Below are 22,178 nucleotides of genomic sequence, written 5' to 3' on the forward strand. Positions count from 1 at the left end.
TCCCCCCTATCGCTTAGTTACAATTACTTGCGACAATAATTCTTCTACTTTTTCTTTTTCACATAAATCAGCTGAAAATGCTGTTGCACTCCCTGTTGCAACACCATATTGAAATGCCTTTTCAATATCTTTTGTCTGTTCATATTTACCTATAAATCCTGCAACGAGAGAATCTCCGGCCCCAACCGAATTAATTACAACACCTTTTGGAACAGTTGCTTCATATATACCTTCTGCCGTAAATAATAAAGCCCCATCTCCAGCCATTGATACGATAACATGCTCTACACCTTGTTCAACTAATTTTTTTCCATACGGTAAAATATCTTCTACTGTTGAAATCTCTACTCCGAATAACTCACCAAGCTCATGATGATTAGGCTTTATTAAAAATGGCTTATTTTTAATTACATGCTGTAGTGCACTTCCACTTGCATCTACTACTACGCGAATACCTTTTTCTGCTCCGAGCGCTGCGATTGATTCATAAAAGGTACTTGAAATAGACGCAGGTATACTTCCAGCTAGTACAACGCAATCTCCCTGCTTCATACTTTCAATTTGTTTCATTAATTGTTCAAATTGCTCATTTGTCACACCAGGACCTTGTCCATTTAATTCTGTCTCTTCCTGCCCTTTTATTTTCACATTAATTCGAGAATCTCCGTCTACTTGGACGAAGTTTGTTGTTACACCTTCCGCCTGTAATACATCTTTAATAAATCGACCAGTAAATCCACCAGTAAATCCAAGCGCTACATTTTCAACACCTAAACGATGAAGAATACGAGAAACGTTAATGCCTTTCCCTCCAGGAAATTTCATATCTTTCTCTGCTCGATTTACTGCGCCTAAATCGAAGGAATTAACTTGTACTACATAATCAATAGATGGGTTTAAAGTAACTGTATAGATCATTGTTTATCAGCCTCAATCACATTGGTTTGTCTTTTATATTTTTCTAAATCAATTTCTAAATGGTTTGTAATAATATTCGCCTCTTCAACATTGGCAATTTTCGCAAACGCAACTTCTGAAAACTTACTTTCATCAATTAAGAAATATCCTTCGTTTGCTAATGTTAATGCCATTTGTTTTAAAAGCGCCTCTTCTGGATCCGGTGTTGTAAAACCAAGTTGTTCATGCACACCATTCGCTCCTAAGAAACATCTATCAAAACGGTACTTCTGCATGCTTTCCTGTGCCATAGCACCAATTAAAGCTTTCGTCCTACTTTTCATCATCCCGCCTAGTAAATATGCACGAATATTATTTTCAACTAAAGCTTCAATATGCATAAGTCCATTCGTAACTACAGTAACATCTTTATTTATTAAAAATGGAATCATTTCAAATGTTGTACTTCCTGCATCTAAATAAATGCAATCACCTTGTTCAACAATGCTAGCCGCATAGTTAGCAATTTGTTGTTTTATTTGAATGTTTTTGGATGATTTTTCAACCATCGTTGGCTCTTGCCCTTTTCCTGTTAAAACAGCAGCACCACCATGAACTCTTTTTAATAACCTTTGCTTTTCCAATTGCGCTAAATCACGACGAATTGTTGATTCAGAGCTTTCTGTTCTTTCCACTAATTGCTGTAATTTAACAACCTTCTGCTCTTTTACAAGTTGCAATATCATTTGATGACGTTCAGGAGTTAACATTTTATTCACCTCTTCTTTGATTACAGTATAATGAAAATGACCACAAAAATCAACCATAAACATTCACAAATAACCAAAACCAATCAAAAACAGTTATAGACAACAAAAAAAGAAACCCATTTAATATAACAATTAAATGGGTTTCTTTTCTCGATTTACTTATAAAGAAGCTTTATATATACTTAAAACATCGTCTTTATTTAATTTTTTAAAGTTACCAAATTCACCGTAAGCCATCGCTTTATCTGCCATTAAATCAATTTCATTTTCCCCAATAGCGTAATCACCTAATGTTACCGGCGCTTCAATTGAAGTCCAAAATTGACGTAACGCCTCAATTCCTTCTAACGCAATTTCTCGATCAGTCTTTCCATCTGTTTCTACATCGAATACACGAATAGCGAACTGTTTAAAACGACTTACATTTTCATCTACAACATGCTTCATCCAGTTCGGGAATAAAATCGCAAGGCCACCCCCGTGTGGTATATCATGAATCGCAGAAACTGCGTGCTCAATATTGTGAGTTGCCCAGTCTCCTTTTACTCCCATCGCTAAAATGCCGTTTAACGCCATAGTACCGCAATATAAAATGGTTTCCCTATGCTCATAATTTTCTAAATCACTTAAAAGCTTAGGAGCTGTTACAATTACTGTTTTTAAAACAGATTCACAATAACGATCTTGTAGTTCTGTATTTGTTCCATGATGGAAATATTGCTCTAATACGTGCGACATAATATCTACCATACCGTAAATTGTTTGATCTTTCGGTACAGAGGCAGTATGAACTGGATCTAAAATCGAAAACTGCGGGAAAGTAACTGGGCTACCCCAACCATATTTTTCATTCGTTTCCCAGTTTGTAATAACAGAACCAGCATTCATTTCAGAACCTGTTGCCGCAAGCGTAAGTACCGTACCAAATGGTAATGCCTCACTAGCAAATGCTTTCTTCGTTACAATATCCCACACATCTCCATCATATTTGCTACCAGCAGCAATCGCCTTCGTACAGTCGATTACACTTCCGCCGCCAACCGCCAATATGAATTCGACGCCATTATCTTTACAAATTTGAATCCCTTTCTTTACAGTTGATACACGCGGATTCGGTTCAACACCTGTCAATTCAAATATTTCTGCATTTATATCTTTTAAAATAGAAATTACATTATCATAAATACCATTTCTTTTAATGCTGCCTCCCCCGTATACGAGAAGAACTTTTTTACCGAACTGTGGAATTTCAGTTTTTAACTGTTCTAATTGACCTTTACCGAAAATAAGTTTCGTTGGATTACGAAATACAAAATTTTGCATATCCCTTTACCATCCCTTCTATATGAAAAGCAACTATACTTTTGTATACCATATTTTTTTCATTTCACAAAAATATTTGCCTAACAAAAAAATCTCAGCCTACAGGCTGAGATTTTTTTATTGGTAATAAGGTGAGATCATTAAGTAAACAATAACACCTGATAAACTTACATATAACCAAATCGGCATCGTCCAACGTACAATTTTACGATGACGTGTTAATTGATTTGTAAAACCAAATACAAGTGCAAACAATGCAAGTGGTACAATAATTGCTGCCAAGATAATATGTGTAATTAAAATGATGAAATACACATATTTAATGAATCCTTCTCCACCAAAATGTGTTGCTGGCGCCAAGTAATGATACGACAAATAAGAAACACAAAATAGCAACGTCGTTGTAAATGCTGCTAGGATGAAACCACGGTGCATTTTCACATTCTTCTTAATAATAGAGTATAAAGCTGCTAATAAGAATACGAACGTAAAGCTATTAAAAATTGCATTTAACATTGGTAAAATTGTTACATCAAAATGTACTTCTCCTTCATAGCCAACGGGTCCAAAGAACAAAAATAAAATAATCGCATTTACAATTACAGAAAGCGTTATCACAATAGGAGCATAGCTTTTCTGATTAGTTGATTGATCCACCAAAATGGTCACTCCTCTTCCTTCAAATATGTATACGTAACCTCACTATTTTAACATATTATTCACAGTGTAAATGTGACAATAGTTTGACACAGTAAGACAGCGCAAAGAAAAAAATCCTTCTTAATAAAACTTCTTAAGAAGGATTTTATCGCTTTATTATTTAAATAGCAATGTAATTAGTTTTTGTTAAAAAACATATTGCTATATGCTTGATAAATTTCAGACACTTGATATCCCATTAAAGAAATTGCTGTTAATGAAAAGAAACCAATCATAAGAAATCGAAACCACATATAAATCTCCTCCTTGTATTTAGCTTAAAAAGCAGTCGCTATATTACAAGTTGAGTGGCACTCTTCATCGTCACTTTCCTTCTTCTTTACAATTGCTGTTATAAATCGAATCATAAAGAAAATCACAAAAGGAAATTGTTCGTAATTTACCTTGGCATAGTTTGGCAACGGCTCGCGTTGCACATCGAACGGAGATGAGAAGGAATAGAACATACCTTGCTCTTCCATATATACAATTACAATTTTCATACAAAACATTATTCCTAGAAACGAAACAATATCTTGCCATTCTGTCGTATATAACAAGTTATACAGCTCTAATACGTACTCTTCCATCGTCATCCCCCCTTCCTTTTTTACCATTTTGCTCGCCTTCGTATAAAAAGTCAAGAAAAAAGTTTATATCCACTATGACAATAGTAATTACTTGTTTCTATGATTATATATGATTCTTTTATAGCAATGATTGGGTGTAACTCTCTTCTAAAACAAGAAATTAGAATCGAACAGATTCCTCATTCTTACTTTTAGGATTCAACAATGTACTATTTTTATTTCTATTAAAAATATAATAAGAAATTATTATAAGAACAGTAACAAGCATTGTTAAAAGCGCTTGTGAACGTAAAGATTCAATTGCAAGCATGGCAACTAAAACTGCTATAATCACAGCAATTGTAACATATGTTACATATGGAAAAAGCCACATTTTCACTTTCAAATTTTGTTGTTCCGCTTTCCCCATTTTTTTACGTATCTTGTAATGTGAAACTGCTATAACGAGATAAACGAGTAACGCAATCCCGCCAGATGCATTCACTAAAAATAAAAATACTTTATCTGGAGATATGTAACTAAAAACAACTCCAATGTAAGCAAAGAAAGTTCCAAATAAAACCGCCCGAACTGGAACACCACTACTATTCAATTTCAAAAATACCTTTGGCGCATCTCCTCTTTCTGCCATTGAAAAAAGCATTCTTGAGTTCGTATATAAACCCGAATTTAAACAAGAAAGTACAGCTGTTAAAACGATAAAATTCATAATTTGTGCTGCCGCTGGTATCCCTATATGTTCCAGTACCGCCACAAACGGGCTTTTTAGTATGTTCGCTGAATTCCACGGAAGGAGTGTAACAACTACAGCGATCGATCCAATGAAAAATACGAGAATACGCCAAATTACACTATTAGTTGCTGTTTTTACTGCCTTTACAGGTTCGGCAGACTCTCCAGCGGCCACTGCAACAATCTCAGATCCCATAAATGAAAATATAACGACGGTAATTCCAAGTAACACCGAACTTATACCATTTGGCATAAATCCTCCTTGCTCTACTAAATTCGAAGTGCCAGGTGCTTCCGTTCCTGGTACAAATCCTAAAATAACAGCTAGTCCAAGACAAAGGAACAAAACAATGCTTATTACTTTAATAAATGAAAACCAATATTCAAATTCTCCAAATGATTTCACCGAGAAAACATTCGTCAACGTTAATAAAATCGTTAATATTAAGCTTAATAACCAGAGTGGGATTTCTGGAATCCAGTATTGAATAATACCAGCACCTGCTGTAGCTTCTATTGCAATAACAATTACCCAGAAAAACCAATATAGCCACCCAATTGTATAACCTGCCCATGGACCAATTGCCTCTCTTGCATATGTTGCAAATGAACCACTTGTCGGATTAATAGCTGCCATTTCTCCTAGCATTCTCATAACGAAAATAACTAGAAGTCCTGCTAATGCATATGAAACGATAGAACCTGGACCTGCTGAATGCACAACCGCACCACTTCCAACAAACAAACCAGCTCCTATTACGCCACCGATGGAAATCATTGTAATGTGGCGTATTTTGAGGTCTTTCTTAAGATTTTTATCCAACTCTTGTACATCCCCTTCCAAACTTAATTTTGAAATTTATGTAAGAGTATTATGCGAAAAATCTTGTCCTATACTTTAAAATATATCAAAATATTCTGAATTTAACAATCGGAATTCGACCTCCTCCAAAAATTATTACATTAGGTTTAATATTTTTCCATACACAATTGTTGAGAAATTTATAGTCGCCTTACAAAAGATCGAACTTTCAGATATCATGAAATAAACAAGATTATACATCTAGACAACTTTTTGTATAGGAGTGTTGATATGTTAAACAAGTTCAAATTCATTTGTTGTACCTTAGTAATTTTCTTACTGCTACCGCTAACCCCCTTTCAAGCACACGCAGCAAACAATTTAGGATCAAAATTACTCGTTGGATACTGGCATAACTTTGATAACGGTACTGGCATTATTAAATTAAGAGACGTTTCACCAAAATGGGATGTACTCAATGTATCTTTCGGTGAAACTGGTGGTGATCGTTCCACTGTTGAATTTTCTCCTGTGTATGGTACGGATGCAGAATTCAAATCAGATATTGCTTATTTAAAAAGTAAAGGAAAGAAAGTAGTTCTTTCAATAGGTGGACAAAATGGGGTCGTTTTACTTCCTGATAATGCCGCTAAGCAACGTTTTATTAATTCCATACAATCTCTAATTGATAAATACGGTTTTGATGGAATAGATATTGACCTTGAATCAGGAATTTACTTAAACGGTAATGACACTAATTTCAAAAATCCAACGACTCCTCAAATCGTAAGTCTTATCTCAGCTATTCGAACAATCTCAGATCATTACGGTCCAGATTTTCTATTAAGCATGGCTCCTGAAACAGCTTATGTTCAAGGTGGTTATAGCGCATACGGAAGCATCTGGGGTGCTTATTTACCGATTATTTACGGAGTAAAAGACAAACTAACATACATTCACGTTCAACACTACAACGCTGGCAGTGGCATTGGAATGGACAGTAATAACTACAATCAAGGTACTGCAGACTACGAAGTCGCTATGGCAGATATGCTCTTACATGGTTTTCCTGTAGGTGGTAATACAAATAACATTTTCCCAGCTCTTCGTTCGGATCAAGTCATGATTGGACTTCCTGCAGCACCAGCGGCCGCTCCAAGTGGCGGATATATTTCTCCAACTGAAATGAAAAAAGCTTTAGATTATATCATTAAAGGAATTCCTTTTGGAGGAAAGTATAAACTTTCAAATCAGAGTGGCTACCCTGCATTCCGCGGCCTAATGTCTTGGTCTATTAATTGGGATGCAAAAAACAACTTTGAATTCTCTAATAACTATAGAACATATTTTGATGCTATTCCCTTGCAAAAATAATAAAAACAACAATAGGTTATTTAACCTATTGTTGTTTTTATTTATGTAAATTACTTTTTCACTTCTACATGATGAAAAGATTCTTTTCCATCTCTACATAACTAGTTACAATACTTAACAGTAATTCGCCACGAAACCATTTCGTTATATAAACTTTCCAATTCTTTATGCCATATTTCTACCATAGAAATTCCCCTTTCCCTTTTAACACTTTAAATAAAAATCACATAACATTCTGTATTTACCCAATAAAAAAAGAGAACTTTCTCTGAAAGTCCTGTTACTACTCTAAAATAGTCTAGTTGCTATTTTGCTTTAACACAAATACTGAAAGTTCAGGTACACTCCAAAATCTAACAGGCATCCGGGTTGTCCCAATACCACGATTTACGTATAAATGTAACGGCTTATTCTTCCCTTCTAATTCATACATACCTTCCACATAGCTCTCAGCTAATTTTGTAGTAATTAATGGACCTATAAAAGGAATTTGAACTTGCCCTCCGTGACTATGGCCTGACATTTGAAAATCAACTGGGTAACGAGCTACTTTATCTACAACATCCGGCTCATGTACTAATAGCATATTGAAATCTTGTTGCCTTACATGTTTTAAAGTCGAGTCTATTTGCGGCTTCCCTAATAAAAAATCATCCAAACCTGATATTGTAATATACTTACCGTTTTCCATTTTAATTTTTTGCACTTCATTTACTAACACAGAGAAACCAGCTTCCTCCATATACTTTTTATAAAATAAACTACCTCCCCCACCCCTATCATGATTCCCAAACACTGCATATTTCCCTAAGGGCGCATGTATTTTTTGTAAAATACCTTTCGCTTCTTCTCTTTCCGCCTTATACGATCCAAACTTATCTATTAAATCCCCTGTAAAAACTACTACATCTGGCTGTAACTCATTCATCTTCTCCACCAAATTTTCTAGTTGTTTCAGTGTAAATTCTGGCCCTAAATGTACATCTGAGAATTGTAATATTCTTTTATTATTAAATTCTTTAGGAATTGTAGATGCTTCTATTTCATTCCACGTAACTGTTACTAGTTTTCGTTCTATTTCTGTCGCATAGAAATACAAACTTACTGAAATTATTATTATACTTATGAAACTGATTGCAAATATTTTTATGATTGATTTTTTTTGTTCTTTTTTTACATGATGCGTATTCATGTTCTCACCTCTAGAAATACTTTAAAGCCTTATTGTTACATTAATGTGACAACATGAAAAATGTTAGTTATATCCAATTCTACCCCATTCACTTTGACAATTTTATACAGAAGGCATAACATGTTTTTATAATACATAGATTCTTAAAAATGTTCCTTCTATTTATTCCATCATTTTATTAAGGAGTGATTATTCATGTCTGTATTTACACCAGAAGAAATTACGGAACTTGCTGCTAATTCCGGAAGAAAAAAAGCTCATTTATCATTACTCCCTATGTTAATTCTCGGTTTTTTTGGGGGTGCTTTCATAGCATTAGGGTATTTACTCGATATTCATGTTATTGGAACAATGCCAAAGTCTTGGGGATCATTTACTAGTTTTCTAGGTGCCACTGTATTCCCTATCGGTCTTATACTCGTTATTCTTGCAGGCGGTGAGTTAGTAACTGGCAATATGATGACCGTTTCAATGGCATGGCTTCACAAAAAAATCGACTTATTTCACTTCATACGAAATTTAGTTATTGTTACGTTTAGCAACTTCATAGGTGCTGTATTCGTTGCTTATTTTTTCGGTCATATCGTCGGATTAACAGAAGGCGCTTTTTTAGCGAAAACAGTTTCTATTGCGCAAGCTAAACTACAAGATACACCATTGCAAGCTTTCATTTCTGCAATCGGATGTAATTGGCTCGTTTGTTTAGCCGTTTGGCTCAGTATGGGAAGTAAAGAATTTATCGGGAAGATTATCGGTATTTGGTTCCCAGTTATGACTTTTGTGGCGATTGGATTTCAACACGTTGTAGCCAATATGTTTGTTATCCCAGCTGCAATTTTTTCTGGTCATTTAACTTGGATTGAATATTTTCCAAACTTCATTTTAGTTTTCTTCGGAAACTTAGTAGGAGGTATGTTGTTTGTAGCATTACCTTATTTCATATCATATACTAAGAAGCTACCTTCCAATAAAGAGCAAACCCAATTAAAGAAAAAATCTGTATCCGCTTAAATTAACTGTCTATACAGTAGCTCTAAAAAATATTACAAATTTCATTTTTTTTACGAATATATGTGCGTACACTTGTTCTCGAATGTTTTATACGTTATAATAACAACTTAAATAGCATTATTTACATATGAGGTGAAAAACATGAACAAAACAGAATTAATTAAAAACGTAGCACAAAATGCTGAGATTTCTCAAAAAGAAGCTACTGTAGTTTTACAAACTGTAGTAGAATCAATCACTAACACTTTAGCTGCTGGTGAGAAAGTACAACTTATCGGATTCGGTACATTCGAAGTTCGCGAAAGAGCTGCTCGTACAGGCCGTAACCCACAAACTGGTGAAGAAATGCAAATCGCAGCTTCTAAAGTACCTGCTTTCAAAGCTGGTAAAGAACTAAAAGAAGCTGTAAAATAATGAAAAATAGCCTTCTCGTTTATGAGAAGGCTATTTTTTTCATTACATAATTAATAAAAATCTGACCATTATGCTGTTTCTTTTGTTCCTTTATGCAAATAAAACCGTTACTTTCAAAGAAAGGTTTCGCTGTAATACTCGCCTCTGTATATATCTCCCTATGACCCAAGCTTACTGCTTCTTTTTCTAACTTCTGTAGTATGTAGGAAGCGATCCCTTTTCCTTGATAATCTTTATGCGTAAATAAGCGATCTATGTAATTATCATCATTATAATCCCCAAATCCCACTATCACACCGTTATGATCCGCTACATAACTAATATTCTTTTCTAAAGACTGTAACCAGCTTTCTCTATCTAGTCGATCTGGTGCCCATGCTTGTAACTGTAACTCGTTATAATCTCTTGCGTTAATTGTATGAACTGTTTCATAGAATAACTGTAATACTTGTTCTAAATCCTCTTTATGGAATGTTCTAATGATCGTATCATTTAACATATTTGAGCCTCCTTACTAAACTATCTATCATTTAACTTTTCTACCATCTACAATTCAATATTTCTGCTTTATTATATCTTTTTTCTTTCTATATAAACAAAAAACAATACTTATTTCAAAGTATTGTTTTTTTGTATAAAAGCATATGCAATTACTTCATAGATTTTTATTTTTTTAATTTCACTCTTTGCAGTCGTAATGCATTTAATACAACGGATACAGAACTAAATGCCATCGCGGCTCCAGCAACCCAAGGTGCTAAGAAACCGAACGCCGCAATCGGGATTCCTAATCCGTTATAAGCTAGTGCCCAGAATAAATTTTGCTTAATATTTCTTATCGTCATCTTACTCATAAAGATTGCATCAGCAATACTATTTAAATCCCCACGGATTAACGTAATATCTGCCGCTTCCATCGCTACATCCGTTCCTGTTCCAATTGCCATACCGATATCCGCCGTAGCAAGAGCAGGAGCATCATTTATTCCATCTCCAACCATTGCTACTTTCTTACCTTGTGCTTGGAGTTTTTTCACTTCTTCTGCTTTTCCTTCTGGTAATACTTCTGCAATTACGTGATCAATACCAACTTGCTTAGCGATTGCCTGAGCAGTTTGTGTATTATCTCCTGTAATCATAACAACGTCTAGACCCATTTTCTTAAGTCTTGCGATAGCTGCTTTTGAAGTATCTTTTACAGTATCTGCAACGGCCACTATACCAGCATATTCTTTATTGATTGCAATAAGCATTGCTGTTTTTCCTTCTCGTTCTAGCTCTTCCATCGATTTAGAAACTTCTTCAATATCAATATCGAATTTCTTCATTAATCGACGTGTACCAATTAATAATTGTTTCCCTTCTACAACTGATTCGATACCGAATCCTGGAATCGCTTCAAACGTTTCTGAACTTGGGATATCAATTTTCTTTTCTTTAATTCCTTCTACAATCGCTTCTGCAAGTGGATGTTCAGAATTTTTTTCTGCCGCACCTACTAAACGTAGTATTTCTTCTTCATGGAATCCATCTGCGACAATTACATCTGTTAAAACAGGCTTCCCGTTTGTCACAGTACCTGTTTTATCTAGAATAACTGTATCTAATCGGTGCGTTGCTTCTAAATGCTCTCCACCTTTAAATAAAATACCATACTCAGCTGATCTTCCTGATCCAGCCATAATAGATGTAGGTGTCGCAAGACCTAATGCACATGGACAAGCGATAACAAGTACAGCTATCATTTTTTCAAGTGCTCCGCCAAAATCACCAGGTGTAACAAACAGCATCCACACTGCAAATGTGATAATAGCAATCACAACTACAACGGGTACGAAAATACCTGAAATTTGATCAGCTACCCTTTGAATAGGAGCTTTTGAACCTTGCGCCTCTTCTACTACTTTAATAATTTGAGCTAATGCAGTATCTCTTCCTACCTTAGTTGCTTTCACTTTTAAAAAGCCATTTTTATTCATTGTAGAACCGATTACTACATCCCCAATTGTTTTATCAACTGGAATACTTTCACCTGTTAACATCGATTCATCTATTGCTGACTTTCCTTCTACAATTTCCCCATCTACCGGGATTTTTTCACCGGGTTTTACATAAACGATATCACCAGCTACTACTTCTTCGATTAAAATTTTCATTTCTGTTCCGTCTCGTACAACAGTAGCGGTTTTCGCCTGTAATCCCATTAATTTTTTAATTGCTTCTGACGAGCGTCCCTTTGCTTTCGCCTCAAATAATTTACCTAAAATAATCAATGTAATAAGTACTGCACTCGTTTCAAAATACAAGTCTGTCATATGTTCCGAAGAACCGATCGACCTAATGCTTAAATACACACTGTAAAAATACGCTGCCGACGTTCCAAGTGCCACGAGAACATCCATATTGGCACTTTTATTTCGTAACGCTTTATAAGCTCCAACATAAAACTGCCCACCAATGATAAACTGAACTGGAGTTGCAAGAGCTAGCTGCACCCAAGGGTTCATAAGCATATCAGGTAAATAAATAAACGATGTAAATGAGAAATGACTTACCATTGCCCACAGTAACGGGAATGATAAAATAAATGAAATGATAAACTTCTTCTTTTGTCGCTCAATTTCTTGTAAGCGATGATCAGTTGATCCATTTTGCTCATCTGATTTCACTTCCAATTTATATCCTAATTTCGTAATTGCACTCTTCATTTCATTTACATTAATTTCATCAGGGTTAAAATCTACTGTAGCTGATTCCAAAGCGAAATTTACTGTCGCTCCGTTCACACCTTCTAACTTATTTAAACGCTTTTCTACTCTATTGGCACATGCTGCACATGTCATCCCAGAAACAGTAAACTCGGCTTTATCACTTACAATTCCATACCCTAACGATTCAACTTTTTCCTTAAACTGTTGCGGATTTGTTTTTTGGGGATCATACATTATTTTTGTTTTTTCAAGTGCAAAATTTACATTTGCATCATGAACACCTTCTACTTTTTTCAGGCCTTTTTCAATTCTATTCGCACATGCCGCACATGTCATTCCTGATATTTGAAGATTAGCCTCTTTCTGTTCATTCATGTCTCTCACCTCTATATACCCTTATGAGGTATAATTATTAGCAAAATAAATCGTACTTCCTATAAAGTACGATTTATTTCCATATCTAAAAATAATTATTGAACATCGTATCCTTGATCTTCAATTACAGCAACGATATCTTTTAGTGTTACAACTGATGAGTCGATCGTAACTTCAACAGTTCCTTCTGCTAATTGAACTTTCACTTGTTCAACACCGTTTAGTTCTTTCACACTGCTTTCAATAGAATTTACACAATGTCCACAAGACATACCTTCAACTTGTAATGTTAACTGTTCCATTTAAAATCCTCCTCTTGTTTCTTCATTGTTTGTTAATCACAATTTAATCTTACCATACCCCCCTAAGGTAATCAATGGTTTTGTATCATGATTTTTCAATTATTTTCTAAAAGTTTATTTTACACATCAATACCTCGAAATCCTATATAGAGGTAAACAAAAAACAAGCCAGTTACATACTAGCTTGTTTTTACGCTTTTGAAAAACGTTCAAATACTGTCATTAATTCTTCAATTGCTTCATCACCATTACCATCTTTAATAGCACCTGAAACACAATGACTTGTATGGTTTTTTAATACACCCATTCCTACTTTTTTCATCGCTGCATTAATTGCTGAAATTTGCACTAAAATATCCACGCAATAACGATCATTTTCAATCATATTTTGAATACCGCGGACTTGTCCTTCAATTCTCTTTAATCTATTTATAATTTGTTCTTTTTCTTTTTCTGATCTATGTGTTACTGCTTCATGATCTTTATGATCCATATTATCACCTTCTTAAAGTTTCTCTTCATCCAATAAAACAATTGCTTTTACGAGTATACCAATTATAGCATTAAATATCTACGTATGATACCCCATATGAGTATATTTCCGATCTATGCTTATTCTTAACAACTTATTAGCTTCTCAGACTCAATTATTATGATACCCTTGCTTTTTTTCAAAAAACAATAATAAGCAGGGATTATCCATCCCCGCTTATTATTCATCCACAAATATAAAAGCCTTAATTTTCACACGTGTAAATTGAGACTTTTTTCTTCCTATATATAATTATTGCTGATCACATATTTTTGTATCATTCACTACTGAAGTTCCTTCAACGGTTACCGTATGAAAACAGTCATTTACACGAAATGTCACGACATTATCTTGCCGATCAATGATATGATATTCATTAAAATTTTTATTCAGGGCACTGCGAATTTGTTCTCCTTCATAAATTGGAATGCCATGTGATAAAACCCAAATAAGCCCAGCGATAGCAAGAATAGTTTTCATACGATCTACCTCCTTGAGAATATAGTGAACTTTTAATCCATGCTTTTTCAGCTCTACTAATCATGAATGGAATGAATCAAGCCTTTTTGGAAATAAGTTCATTTCGTCTATTTTATGTTTATGCTAATTGTGACCGAATTGTGACAACTTTTTGTCTCTTTAGACGAAAAGTTGAAACAAAACTTTCAAAAAGGACAATTCTACTTATGAAAAAAGGTTATGGAATGTTTCATCCATAACCTTTTTTCAGCTCTATTCTACAACTCATCTACCGTACTTCATGTGATTTTTGTAGAATTATTTTATTTTTATTCATCAACATCAAAACAAAATCTTGAAAAAACTTCCCACACGAGTTCATTTCTACTACTTACCCCAGTCTTTTCAAAAATGGATTTTAAATGATCTTGTACCGTGTATATAGATATACAAAGTTCATGAGCTAATTCCTTTGTCGACATACCTGTAAGGATTTTACGTATTACTTGCTTCTCACGTGTTGTAAAACTATACGCTTCCATAATAAGCGGAAAGACTTCTTCCGGTCTTGCTCTTTCGAATAAAACAACATAACCACCCTGAAAACTACTTGTACGTTCTAACTTACTGGCCCGAATGATTAAAAAATGTCCATAGGCTAAAGGTATACAAACTTTTTCTTCTCTATTCATACAACCTACATTATATTCGTTAGCCTTTACTTTCGAACAAACTGCACGTATTGGCCTTGGTATTTCTTTTATATTTAACTGTTCATACCTTCTAAGATTTGAGAGCCAATCGCTGCCATCTTGATTCCAATATAATAAATTAAAATCATCACTTAATATAATCGTGCCTGTTCCTATTACCTTCTCTTCTGAAAAAGGTTTAGGAAATGCCTTTTTTAAAGCCTCTCCAGCAATTGGGACTACCGTTGCTAAGTACTTACAATCATCAATATAAAAAGTGGGACTTGTACTCCCTCGAAATAAACTAAGATGCCCAAAACAGTTCCCCTTACTCATACAAACGCCCCTTAATTCATCTCCAAAACTTGCTGGTTTTAAAATATTTCGGTATCTAGAGCTTTTCTTTTGTTCACCATTTGTCGCTATACTAAGAGAAGCAACATGAGGAGAGTGTTCTGATAAATATTTAAATTTATTAAAATCATCTTCTAGAAACTCATTCATAAACAATTGTGGATGAATCTTTTCAACACTTGCATCCGTAAATGCCCCAGTAGATAAAAAAGAAATTGGGTCTATAGCTGTAAAACAAGCGGCGTCAAAATCAATGACTTTACGTATTAAGTGGAGAAATGACTCTTGAAATGTCCTTATAGAACTTAAACGATTCGCTACCAGTGTAATTTCTTTCGTTGTTTTTTCATACATCCTCTTCTCCCCCCAGATTTACGGGATTGTTTCCCTTCATAATTTCATTCCATAATAAACCTATAATACACATACTTAGGAGGTTGAAAATGAATTGGAATGATACTACCGTAAATTCATATGAACAAAGGATTCCATATAAAATCCCAGGCTACTATAACCTATATGAAATGATGAACTATTTTTTATTTACTACACTCTCTAAAGAAAATATGCATCCAAATTTACTAGTTATAGGTGCTGGTGGTGGACAAGAAATTCTCTCTATAGGTAAACAACATAGCAACTTATCTTTTACAGGTGTTGATCCATCTGAAAGCATGCTACAGTTAGCTAAAAAAAGAATTAAAAACGAAGACTTGCAAAATCAAATTCACTTTGTACATGGAACTGTTCATTCATTATTAACCAATCCATTATTTGACGCCGCTACTTGTATGCTTGTTCTTCACTTCATCCCAACTATTAAAGAGAAAAAAGAGTTGCTTAATGGAATTAGTAGTCGCTTAAAGCCTGGTGCTCCATTCTTTCTCTCTTCAATAAATGGTATACCCCATACAAGTATATTTTCTGAACAATTAAATGCTTGGCGCAACCACATGATGCAAAATCAAATTCCATTAAAAGATTGGGACCGATTTAAAAATTCTTTTGAAACAGAAATATTTCCTATTTCCGAAACGAATCTACTAACTATCATGGAGGAATGCGGCTTTACTCAAATCACTCGCTTTTTTACTAGTTTTTTAATTGATGGATACGTTGCCTTTAAACAATAAGGAAAAAAGGTAAGCAATTGCTTACCTTTTTTCCATCTTCTATACGTGACTAATAAATCTTAACCCTTTACTTAAAGAGGTCGGCACAACTGATGCATGATTCTCCCCTTCAGCTTCATAAAACGTAAATCGAAACTGATCGTGTTTTACTCGGAGAAGGCGCTCTGATAATTCATTTGCACCTATAACCATATGCTCTCGTTCTAGTGAACCAACTGTAAGAAATACTCCTGTTTCAACTTTTGCATTGTTTAACTCATTTATAAGGTTTTCTTCTTTTTCAAGCACAGATTGGTTATTCCACCAAATAGATGGACTACTAATAAAATAACTTTGAAAGGCATTTACGTTTGTAAATAGTATGTGTAAAGCAAATAAACCACCTAGCGAATGCCCAAATAATGTTTGCTTCCCTTTATCAATCTCATAATTATTTTCAATTTGAGGTTTTAATTCTTCTTCAATAAAAGTAAAGAAATTATGTGCTCCTCCTGTTTTAGGCCACGGTTTACCGTCTGGTTTTAAAGGGGCATCTTTTGAAATTACACTAGGCGTAAAATCATAGCATCTTTCCTCACCTGAAAATGCCCCTTCAATTGGATAACCAATACCTACTATAATGGCTGGTGAAACACCTGTTTTTTCTGCTCTAACTGATTGTATTTTAACCGCTTCATGGAATGTTTGAAAAAAGGCATTGCCATCTAATACGTATATAACAGGATATCCTGAATCCGGTGCTGGTTGCCTCGGCTTTGAAATATGAATTTGATATTCCTTACCTTCTAATTTCGAATACATTTTCCACTGTTCTGTATTAAATGTAATAATCTGCTGTTTTTCAATAGTAGTATTCATCTTATATTCCCCCCTTTTAACTCGTTACATATATTTCTACTTTTTCTTCTTGAGTTACAACGCTATCGTATCCAAAACAAACAGGAGACCCGTTATACGGGTCAATCATGACACGCGCATCAATATGAAATACTTCTTTTAACACTTCATTTGTAATGATTTCTTCCGGGCTACCAGTTGTAACGATTTCCCCTTCCTTCATTGCAATAATTTCATCTGAAAACCTTGCTGCATGGTTAATATCATGTAGTACCATTACGATCGTACAATTATGTTCTTTATTTAACTTCTCCACAATTTGTAATACATCTAATTGATGAGACATATCAAGATATGTCGTTGGTTCATCTAGTAGTAACACTTCTGTCTCTTGTGCTAAAGCCATCGCTAGCCATACCTTCTGTCGTTGACCACCTGATAAATTTGCAATTTGTCTCGTTCTAAATTCAGAAGTTTTCGTTATTTCTAATGCCCAATCAATCATTTCTTTATCTTTTGAAGTTAACTTATTTACGTTATTTCGATGTGGATAGCGTCCATAAGAAATTAACTCTTCTACTTTAAGCTCTCCTGGCGCAATTGGAGTTTGCGGAAGTAAAGCTAACTGCTTCGCAATTTCTTTCGTTGGAATTGTATTTAAATCCTGTCCTTGCAAATATACTTTACCGCTCTTTTGCTTTAAGATTCTTCCCATTGTTTTTAACAATGTCGATTTACCGCACCCGTTTGGCCCTATAATTGTCGTTACTTTTCCTTCTTGTATTTCCACATTTAAATCGCGAAACACTGTAAGCTTTTCATAACTCGTTTCTAAATTTTTTGCACTTAAAATACTCACTTTTATTCCTCCTCTTACGCTTTCGCCTTATAAAGTAAATATAAGAAATACGGTACACCGACAATAGAAATAACGATCCCAACAGGTAACTCTACAGGTGTGAAAACTGTTTTTGCAATAAAGTCTGAAGCAATTACAAGAAACATTCCGATTACTCCGCACGTAGGAATGATGTACTTATGCTGAATACCAACAAGCCTTTTCGCTATATGCGGTGCCATTAGTCCAATGAAACCAATACTTCCTGAAACAGCAACACATGCGCTCACAAGTCCGATACTACTTAGTAGTAAAATAGATTTCTCTCTTTCTACTGAAACGCCTAAACTTGTAATACTCGTTTCTTCCAATTGAAATAAATCTAATAAATAAGCTTTTTTTTGTATAAGCGGAATTAATATGATAAGCCACGGCAACATAGCAACAATATACTTCCAGTTTGCGCTATATATGCTTCCAGACACCCAAACTGCAGCCATTTCGAAATCAGTTGACTTCATTTTGAGTGATAAGTACATAGAAAATGCTCCAAATCCTGATCCAATTGCAATCCCTGTTAATAAAAGACGTTGCGAGTCTAGCTTACCGTTTTTCCATGAAAACAGATAAATGATGATAGCTGCACCTAATCCGCCGACTAAACCAAACATTGGCATCATCATAATAGACATCCAGTCTGTGCTCTTTAATTGCCCTTGAAAGAAAAACATAAAAATAACGATGGCTGTGCCGGCCCCAGCATTCACTCCTAAAATACCTGGGTCTGCCAATCCATTTCTCGTAATCCCTTGAATAACAGCACCTGCAACGCCGAGGCCTAATCCTACTAACCCAGCAATTACGATGCGTGGAAGACGAAAATCAAAGATAACTAGATCATGTTCTGGTACTGGATCAATTCTAAAAAGTGTTTTAAATACATCCGTAATCGTAATATCAAACGTACCGTTCGTTAAACTAATATAAACAGCACCAAAAATTAAAAATATAATAATCCCCATTGTCATTCCGAAACGTTGACTTGAACTTTTAGGCATGTCTCTCTCCCCCTCTTGTACGGATTAAATAAAGGAAGAAAGGAATTCCAATTAAGGAAGTAACGACGCCAATTGGTGTTTCAAATGGATAGTTTACAAATCTACTCAAAACGTCACATAACGCTAAGAACACTCCACCAATAACGCCTGCACAAGGCACAATCCACTTATAATCTACCCCAATTATAAAGCGAGTAATATGCGGAATAATTAAACCTACAAAACCAACTTTCCCGACTAAAGCAACTGCTGTTCCTGTTAAAAGAATAACGGATAAAATCGCCATCGCTTTAACTAGTTTTGTACGTTGTCCTAGATTAATAGATACCTCTTCTCCTAAAGAAAGAATTGTAATAGATTTTGATATTAATAATGCTAAAGCTATCCCAATTATCCCAAAAGGTATCGTGATTTTAATTACAGTAGGGTCCACTTGATCTAACTTTGCATTAAACCAAAAACTAACATTTTGAGAAATTTGGAAATACGAAGCCATCGCAGCAGATACACTACTTAAAAATGTTCCAATAACCGTTCCGATAATTGCTAACCTAACAGGGGATAAACCATTTTGAAGGAGCGAACCAAAACCAAACACGATACCTGCTCCTAATGCAGAACCAATCATTGAACATAAAACCATACCGATTGATGACATCCCCGGAAGAAAAATCATACAAAGTGTAATAACAAAAGCTGCACCATCCGTCACACCCATAATAGAAGGGGATGCAAGATAGTTTCTTGTCATCCCCTGCATAAGTGCTCCTGATATGGCTAGAAATGCTCCGACTAAAAGAGCTGCAACCACCCTTGGTAAACGTGAAGTAATAATAATATTATGATTTACATTGCTTGAATCAAAATGAAATAATGCATTCCACACTGTTTGAGCATCAATGTTTTTAGCACCATATAAAATAGAAAGTATAACCGTAAATAAAATCAACATGGGTGCTATACATAAAATGGTTACTGGTACCGCATTCGTTTTCTGCATATCATTCAACGCACCTTACTTATTGTATTATTTAGATAAATTTTTCACTGCTTCTTTTAAGAATACTGTTTTACTCCACGCTGTACCACCTTGTGCCATTGGATCTACAACGTTTACAAATACTTTCTTTTCTTTCGCAGCATTCATACTTTGCCAAATTGGATTATTTTCAATATCTTCTAACACTTTCGGTTTATTATTTTCACTTGCCTCGTATTGTAAGAAGATATAATCCGGATTAACTTCAGCTAATTTTTCTAAAGAAATCTTTTCTTGTGCTTTTACCGTTTTAAGTTGTTCTGGAGCAGTTAGTCCAAGATCTTTATAAATTACAGGATTAAAGTATACTCCTTCTGGGTATAGGAATAAGTCGTTTGCTCTAAGTCTAATGACAAGTACTTTTTTGTCTTTTAACTTATCTCCTAATTTTGCTTTTGCTTTTTCAGCATCCGTATTGTAATCTTTAATAATCTTTTCTGCTTTATCTTTTTTACCAGTTAATTCTCCCATTAATTTTAAATTATCTTCCCAATTTGTTGAAACGTGCGATACCGGGAATGTCGGAGCTACTTTCGTGAACTTTTCAGCTGTTTCTGCTGGGAATTTCGTACTTGATGTAATAACATCTGGTTTTAATTGTAGTAATGTTTCAAAATTTGGTTCCATCTTCTCACCAACAGATTTTGCACCTTCTAAATCTTTTTCAAGATACTTCGGTAATTTACCACCAACAGTAATAGCACCTACCGGCTTAATGCCAAGTACCGCCGCATCTTCCATTGACTCTAAACTAGCTGTCGCAATTTTATCTACTTTTGCTGGCACTGTATATTCTTTACCTAAATATGTAATTTTTCTTTTTTCGTCTTTTTTCGTTTCCGTAGCTTTTGTCTGTTGCTTTTGTTCTCCTGAAGTTTTATCCGTACTATTGCATGCTACTAGTCCTACACTTAAAACTGTAACCATCCCTAAAGTAAATAACTTCTTGTTCATCTTTATATAACTCCTCTCGAATTTTCAAACTATATTCTCAATAAAGTTTAACTATATGAAACTTGTCTCATATATATATTTCATTAGATTAATAATTCTATCCAGAACTCATTCTCGTTCACTTCCCCTAAACTATAATTCTTTTACACCTCATCCATTGATAACACTTTTCATTGATAATGATTATCGTTACTAAGTATATATTTAATATGCAATTATTTCAAGAAAGATTTGAAAAATTTTAACAAACTGAATAAAAAAAGAAGTATCTGCCTAATCCTAGGAAGATACTTCTTTTTTTAGAAATTTATATGTAATTCAACTGGGCAATGGTCTGATCCCATCACTTCACTATTAATTTTCGCCTCTGTTATTTTGTCTTTCATTCTTTCGGAAACAACAAAATAATCTAAACGCCATCCAATATTTTTTGCTCTCGCTCCCATACGATACGACCACCACGAATATGCACCTTCCTGATCAGGATACAGATAACGATATGTATCAATAAATCCTTCTTCTAAAATACATGTGAATTTCTCTCGTTCCTCATCAGAGAATCCAGGGTTTTTACGATTACTTTTTGGATTTTTTAAATCGATTTCTTTATGAGCAACGTTTAAATCACCGCAAAAAACAACGGGCTTTTTTTCATCTAATTGCTTAATATAAGCCCTGAAATCATCTTCCCATTTCATTCTGTAATCTAATCGTTCTAATCCTCGTTTTGAGTTTGGTGTATATAACGTTATCATGTAAAAATCTTCGAATTCTAAAGTAATAACTCGTCCTTCTTGATCATGCTCTTCAATTCCTAAACCGTATGTTACAGATAGCGGTTCTTTTTTCGAAAAAATAGCCGTTCCTGAATAACCTTTTTTCACAGCATAATTCCAGTATGTATAGTATCCCTCTGGATTTAAATCAATTTGCCCATCTTGTAATTTAATCTCTTGTAAACAAAATATATCAGCATTTGATTCCTCAAGATATTCTAAAAATCCACCTTTTGCGATAACTGCTCGCAAACCATTTACATTCCACGAAATTAACTTCACCTATAGTCCTCCTCTTGATGTTCACTTTCAAA

23 protein-coding genes are annotated in these 22,178 nt (G+C 34.5%); 4 read left to right on the forward strand and 19 right to left on the reverse strand.

Features of this window, described 5'->3' with window-relative positions; translation table 11 throughout:
- Positions 1-6: 6 nt before the first annotated feature.
- From pfkB to gabP, 6 genes are all read right to left on the reverse strand, one after another.
- On the reverse strand, positions 7-918 hold the full coding sequence (pfkB, locus tag J0835_RS18140) for a 1-phosphofructokinase (protein WP_087981587.1): 912 nt from the start codon (positions 916-918) through the stop codon (positions 7-9).
- Positions 915-1,667, reverse strand: a complete 753-nt coding sequence (locus J0835_RS18145) for a DeoR/GlpR family DNA-binding transcription regulator (protein ID WP_087981588.1) — start codon at positions 1,665-1,667, stop codon at positions 915-917. The genes pfkB and J0835_RS18145 overlap by 4 nt, the downstream gene beginning before the upstream one ends.
- 159 nt (positions 1,668-1,826) lie before the next feature.
- On the reverse strand, positions 1,827-2,990 hold the full coding sequence (locus tag J0835_RS18150; RefSeq protein ID WP_087981589.1) for an iron-containing alcohol dehydrogenase: 1,164 nt from the start codon (positions 2,988-2,990) through the stop codon (positions 1,827-1,829).
- Positions 2,991-3,107: 117 nt separating this feature from the next.
- On the reverse strand, positions 3,108-3,650 hold the full coding sequence (locus J0835_RS18155) for a DUF420 domain-containing protein (RefSeq protein WP_000228316.1): 543 nt from the start codon (positions 3,648-3,650) through the stop codon (positions 3,108-3,110).
- A gap of 317 nt (positions 3,651-3,967) precedes the next feature.
- Positions 3,968-4,306 carry a hypothetical protein gene (locus tag J0835_RS18160; RefSeq protein ID WP_113732328.1) on the reverse strand — a complete coding sequence of 113 codons (339 nt, stop codon included), beginning with the start codon at positions 4,304-4,306 and terminating at the stop codon, positions 3,968-3,970.
- 133 nt (positions 4,307-4,439) lie between these two features.
- Positions 4,440-5,834 (reverse strand): GABA permease, encoded by a 1,395-nt coding sequence (gabP, locus tag J0835_RS18165; RefSeq protein WP_087981592.1) that lies wholly within the window; start codon positions 5,832-5,834, stop codon positions 4,440-4,442.
- Positions 5,835-6,104: 270 nt separating this feature from the next.
- On the opposite strand from gabP, the gene J0835_RS18170 reads away from it, so the two are divergent.
- The gene (locus J0835_RS18170) at positions 6,105-7,187 is read left to right on the forward strand and encodes a chitinase (RefSeq protein ID WP_087981593.1); all 1,083 of its coding nucleotides are present in this window, start codon (positions 6,105-6,107) and stop codon (positions 7,185-7,187) included.
- A 298-nt stretch (positions 7,188-7,485) separates the two neighbouring features.
- On the opposite strand, the gene J0835_RS18175 is transcribed toward J0835_RS18170, so the two are convergent.
- Entirely contained in the window at positions 7,486-8,379 is an 894-nt protein-coding gene (locus J0835_RS18175; RefSeq protein ID WP_087981594.1) for a metallophosphoesterase, read from the reverse strand.
- Positions 8,380-8,574: 195 nt separating this feature from the next.
- On the opposite strand from J0835_RS18175, the gene J0835_RS18180 reads away from it, so the two are divergent.
- Both J0835_RS18180 and J0835_RS18185 read left to right on the forward strand, forming a co-directional pair.
- On the forward strand, positions 8,575-9,390 hold the full coding sequence (locus tag J0835_RS18180) for a formate/nitrite transporter family protein (protein WP_087981595.1): 816 nt from the start codon (positions 8,575-8,577) through the stop codon (positions 9,388-9,390).
- A 141-nt stretch (positions 9,391-9,531) separates the two neighbouring features.
- A complete protein-coding gene (locus tag J0835_RS18185) occupies positions 9,532-9,804 on the forward strand; it encodes an HU family DNA-binding protein (RefSeq protein ID WP_001043902.1) in 273 nt (90 codons plus the stop codon).
- 19 nt (positions 9,805-9,823) lie between these two features.
- Here J0835_RS18185 and J0835_RS18190 read toward each other — a convergent pair whose 3' ends face one another.
- The 6 genes from J0835_RS18190 to J0835_RS18215 all read right to left on the reverse strand — a co-directional run bounded on the left by J0835_RS18190 (position 9,824) and on the right by J0835_RS18215 (position 15,583).
- On the reverse strand, positions 9,824-10,303 hold the full coding sequence (locus tag J0835_RS18190; RefSeq protein ID WP_087981596.1) for a GNAT family N-acetyltransferase: 480 nt from the start codon (positions 10,301-10,303) through the stop codon (positions 9,824-9,826).
- Between the two features lie 166 nt (positions 10,304-10,469).
- A complete protein-coding gene (locus J0835_RS18195) occupies positions 10,470-12,890 on the reverse strand; it encodes a heavy metal translocating P-type ATPase (RefSeq protein WP_087981597.1) in 2,421 nt (806 codons plus the stop codon).
- Between the two features lie 95 nt (positions 12,891-12,985).
- Positions 12,986-13,192, reverse strand: coding sequence for a copper chaperone CopZ (copZ, locus tag J0835_RS18200; RefSeq protein ID WP_000436980.1), 207 nt, complete (start codon positions 13,190-13,192; stop codon positions 12,986-12,988).
- 190 nt (positions 13,193-13,382) lie between these two features.
- Positions 13,383-13,685, reverse strand: coding sequence for a metal-sensing transcriptional repressor (locus J0835_RS18205; protein WP_000349635.1), 303 nt, complete (start codon positions 13,683-13,685; stop codon positions 13,383-13,385).
- A 291-nt stretch (positions 13,686-13,976) separates the two neighbouring features.
- On the reverse strand, positions 13,977-14,204 hold the full coding sequence (locus tag J0835_RS18210; RefSeq protein WP_333728156.1) for a hypothetical protein: 228 nt from the start codon (positions 14,202-14,204) through the stop codon (positions 13,977-13,979).
- A 308-nt stretch (positions 14,205-14,512) separates the two neighbouring features.
- Entirely contained in the window at positions 14,513-15,583 is a 1,071-nt protein-coding gene (locus tag J0835_RS18215; RefSeq protein ID WP_087981598.1) for a helix-turn-helix transcriptional regulator, read from the reverse strand.
- An 89-nt stretch (positions 15,584-15,672) separates the two neighbouring features.
- Between J0835_RS18215 and J0835_RS18220 the strand changes: the two genes are divergently transcribed.
- Positions 15,673-16,362, forward strand: coding sequence for a class I SAM-dependent methyltransferase (locus J0835_RS18220; protein WP_087981599.1), 690 nt, complete (start codon positions 15,673-15,675; stop codon positions 16,360-16,362).
- Positions 16,363-16,401: 39 nt separating this feature from the next.
- Here J0835_RS18220 and J0835_RS18225 read toward each other — a convergent pair whose 3' ends face one another.
- From J0835_RS18225 to J0835_RS18250, 6 genes are all read right to left on the reverse strand, one after another.
- Complete coding sequence (locus J0835_RS18225; RefSeq protein WP_087981600.1) at positions 16,402-17,220, reverse strand: alpha/beta hydrolase; 819 nt, start codon at positions 17,218-17,220, stop codon at positions 16,402-16,404.
- A 16-nt stretch (positions 17,221-17,236) separates the two neighbouring features.
- A complete protein-coding gene (locus J0835_RS18230; RefSeq protein WP_087981601.1) occupies positions 17,237-18,058 on the reverse strand; it encodes an ABC transporter ATP-binding protein in 822 nt (273 codons plus the stop codon).
- A 14-nt stretch (positions 18,059-18,072) separates the two neighbouring features.
- A complete protein-coding gene (locus J0835_RS18235) occupies positions 18,073-19,095 on the reverse strand; it encodes a FecCD family ABC transporter permease (RefSeq protein WP_087981602.1) in 1,023 nt (340 codons plus the stop codon).
- Positions 19,088-20,095: a FecCD family ABC transporter permease gene (locus J0835_RS18240; RefSeq protein WP_087981603.1), complete on the reverse strand. Its 1,008-nt coding sequence runs from the start codon at positions 20,093-20,095 to the stop codon at positions 19,088-19,090. Before J0835_RS18240 ends, J0835_RS18235 begins: the two co-directional genes overlap by 8 nt.
- A gap of 27 nt (positions 20,096-20,122) precedes the next feature.
- Positions 20,123-21,088, reverse strand: coding sequence for an iron-hydroxamate ABC transporter substrate-binding protein (locus tag J0835_RS18245; RefSeq protein ID WP_087981604.1), 966 nt, complete (start codon positions 21,086-21,088; stop codon positions 20,123-20,125).
- Between the two features lie 299 nt (positions 21,089-21,387).
- Positions 21,388-22,146 (reverse strand): exodeoxyribonuclease III, encoded by a 759-nt coding sequence (locus tag J0835_RS18250; RefSeq protein ID WP_048545879.1) that lies wholly within the window; start codon positions 22,144-22,146, stop codon positions 21,388-21,390.
- Positions 22,147-22,178: the final 32 nt, after the last annotated feature.

Origin of the sequence: Bacillus cereus group sp. Sample62, assembly GCF_036851315.1 — a bacterium.
In the GTDB taxonomy this organism is placed as follows: Bacteria; Bacillota; Bacilli; order Bacillales; family Bacillaceae_G; genus Bacillus_A; species Bacillus_A wiedmannii.